4 protein-coding genes are annotated in these 3,392 nt (G+C 42.0%); all 4 read right to left on the bottom strand.

Annotated elements, in window-relative coordinates:
- On the bottom strand, positions 1-307 hold a 307-nt coding region (locus ACFSB2_RS21115), incomplete at its 3' end, for a hypothetical protein (RefSeq protein ID WP_377945090.1).
- 268 nt (positions 308-575) lie between these two features.
- On the bottom strand, positions 576-1,286 hold the full coding sequence (locus ACFSB2_RS21120; RefSeq protein WP_377945091.1) for a CcdC protein domain-containing protein: 711 nt from the start codon (positions 1,284-1,286) through the stop codon (positions 576-578).
- A gap of 95 nt (positions 1,287-1,381) precedes the next feature.
- Positions 1,382-1,825 carry a MarR family winged helix-turn-helix transcriptional regulator gene (locus tag ACFSB2_RS21125; protein WP_377945094.1) on the bottom strand — a complete coding sequence of 148 codons (444 nt, stop codon included), beginning with the start codon at positions 1,823-1,825 and terminating at the stop codon, positions 1,382-1,384.
- Between the two features lie 117 nt (positions 1,826-1,942).
- On the bottom strand, positions 1,943-2,395 hold the full coding sequence (locus tag ACFSB2_RS21130; RefSeq protein WP_377945092.1) for a hypothetical protein: 453 nt from the start codon (positions 2,393-2,395) through the stop codon (positions 1,943-1,945).
- Between the last annotated feature and the right edge of the window lie 997 nt (positions 2,396-3,392).

A 3,392-nucleotide genomic window follows, 5' to 3' on the forward strand; every position in this document is an offset into this window, starting at 1 on the left:
TCGGGAGTGTTTCTCTACGATAAGTTTCTTCCCACATATCGCCAATCACGTACACAAAGTCGCTTGGACTCTCCCCGTTAATGACGCAAATGGAACCTCCATTATCCGTTCGCCCCACATGTTTCAGAAAAACATTCTGTATGGGACGTGCATTGGGTTCAGCAACGTAAGTGATCCCGTTCAGAATCAGTGTTGTTCCTGTTATTTGACCAACGGGTTCGCTCTTATATCCGTACCATCTGTACCCTATATAGACAATAAGCAACAGTAAAAACGCCGAAAAAACATATCGCCACTTGAGTTTCATCTCTCACACACCCAATCGACCGTTAAGTCACTTACGTATATCATTCTATCACGTTGGAAATATATTGAACTCTTATGCCCGTTAATTCAATAAGAGAGCCAAAGCCCTCTTGCGCATTTGCGCCCTTATGCGCAATAAACTCGCTCCCAAATATTCATCGAGAATACCGAAATTTTGGACATATATATGGCAATCATTTGCTACCCTTTGAACCCCCAATATCCACACAACTCTCCACAGTTACGTATGCATGCGCTGTCTGGGAAGATCATTTCATTGCTCTCTGCTTGAATAAGCCCTTTGTGAGTTTGAGATGACGTGATTTATACAGAAGCGTTCCAAAATAGTACACGTAGTAACTAACAGTGAACATCAACGGAGTTTTTACCCATGGATCTTCGAAATACGAAGGCAATTGGGTGATGAATTGTGCTTTCATCTCCGAAAACAATTTTGCTTGAGCCTCATTTTCACTTAAAGCTCCATGAGCAGCAAAACGATGGTGGATAGAATGAAGAACAGTGATGGTATGCTGAACAATCCAATAGATGTAATCAATCCGAAAGGCAATCCAAGCCACGAATATGACAAGAACGCCCAGACTAATATACACGTTTGATTTGTAATGCCAATCGCCATTCCGCATCTCGAACTGTGTGGTATGAATAGCGATGATGGCTGACAGGCATCCAATGAAAATGCCAATGATGTCAAAAACCCAAGAGACAGAGTAAATGCTAGTCCCTACAGCAGAAGGCTGGCTCCATTTGACCATGTGCAACAAGAACAGATGTGTAGCAAAATAAATTGAAGCCACTACCATAAGCACAAGCACCAATGCCGCTACCAATAAAGTTACGATCCCCCATACCCGAATTCTCCATACGGGTTGCCAACCAATCAAGATACGTGCACGCTTATATCCTTTCCACACGACAAGCAGAACCATGAGTAACACAATCGAGTTATAAATAAACATCCCTCCATACAAGCCAAATATAGGATAAAGTCATACGGAGTACGAAGTAACCTTGTTATGCAACCCAAATGTTCAACAAATGACAACGTGCTGGTTTATCTCCATCGCTTTTTCCTTGGTGAAGTCGACTTGCTTTCCTGAGTCGCTGGATGTGAAAGACGCCAATTCTTCATAGAGTTTGCGAACCGTAATGTAAGGTTAGCGAACGTACAAACTTCGTCTTCGCTCCACCCCTCAAGAATTCTGCTGAACACGTCTAATCCAGCGTCTTCAAGGCGTTTCAACTCTTCCCGACCTTTGTCCGTTATGTCAATAAGACATGACCGATGGTCATTGGGATCAACGACTACGCTCACCCTTCCTTCATCCTCCAAAGTTTGAACTCGCCGCGTTACGGAGGACGGGTTCACTTGCAAAGTCTTGGCTATATCAGAAGGTCGTACTTTTCCACTCACCATCGCTTGTTGCATAACGGTTAAAGAAATACGATCAATGGCTCGGTCTTGCCCATGTTGTATTTCTTCAATCAGACTCATCATCCCGTGAGCCAGATTCCGAATATCATCTCGACTTATCAAAGAATCTCACCCCAAAATATGTTCTACCACGTTCCCTAAACTGGCGGTCTGTCAAATTACCCTAAGAAGGTCGTACATCTAGTCTCGTGCCTGCCCTGCCTGAAATTTGAAGAAGGACTGAGACGGTCTTGGCATCCATAGGATCACAACCAATAGGAGCTGAAATACGTCTAACGGAGGTATGACGATTCTAAACATGGGCGAAAAATAAAATGACAAAAGACTCGCCAACGAATTGATGATAAGCCAAATGGTGAGACGAGTCCGTGCCTTCTTCGAGCCTTTGAAAATTGGTTTAGCCATAATAATAAATACGAAGGCAAAGACCAAATGAAATACAATGCCAGCATTTAAAGCGATGTTTGTGTAGCTTGCTATTTGAGCTTTTGACAGACCTGGGGAACTCGTTTTGATGGAGGCTACTAGTGTGCTTTTATTAAGCCACATAATAACTGGGATGATGACATGAATCACAGAAAGTACAGGAAGCGAACGATAAATAAAAACAATTTGCTTCGGGATCTTCGCCATGGTTCCGACCTCCTACGTAGTTGCATGAGTTTCTCTGGACGGATGAATTTCGATTCGTACAATGAGACTATACCGTATTTATTTGCTTTTTGCAAACAACTGTTGTGAAATGGATATAAATTACTCACTAAAAAAATGTCCCGCAGCATCAAAAGCGCCTGCGGTCGTGGGTGAATATTCCACAACCGCAGGCGCAGTCAATTGAGTTTCTTATGTCGCTATCCTGCTCCGATAGCGACACAAGACATCGTTCGAACTTTGTATATCCATGCACATGCCTTGTTTCGTTTGCCACCTGTTAGCAACCATTTTGCTCAGAATCAAATTTCATCCTCAATAATTTCTACATTCTTAGCTGACTTACGTTGCGAATCCGAGTTCATAAGGTTCTTTATGAGTTCAAAGGACACTTTTTGACCTGGTTTAAGGTATCGGAACCCGTTCGGAGTCCTTACAGGGTCGGCCGAGTTTCGGCAAAAATGACAAAAACATGGTCTCCCGACCCTACAGTGTATTTGTTCACCAGTAGAAAAGTGTTACAGCGATTATTCAGACAACGGCCTTTCTATAAGTCTTTTAAACCTTGTGTTTTTAATGTTCCACGAACGTATAATTATAATCGCGTTTACTAGTATTAAGAACAGCAAGCTACACAGATAAACTAGGGTATTTTGCATCATGATCAAAGGTGGTCTACGTGCTAAAAGATTGCCTATTCCCCCTCCTAGGTGGTCTGCAACTATAAGCAAAATAGAGTAACGAATAATATAATGTGTCTTACCTTTTCTACGTTGTATTTCCCATTTTTTTATGAACTGTGATGAATTCAAAAAATATAACCTCCAACATCAGAATCAGTTAGTCGGTCCCACAATTTTCATATTGCAGATAACGGGTCTGTCAATAATTTTGTGTAAACTCCGTTCGATAAAACTAGCGGATATAGTTCTCCACTCGGTCTGGAAAGTATATGATTAACTGACTGAGTATCTGTCCC

The organism is Alicyclobacillus fodiniaquatilis (assembly GCF_042678105.1).
In the GTDB taxonomy this organism is placed as follows: Bacteria; Bacillota; Bacilli; order Alicyclobacillales; family Alicyclobacillaceae; genus Alicyclobacillus; species Alicyclobacillus fodiniaquatilis.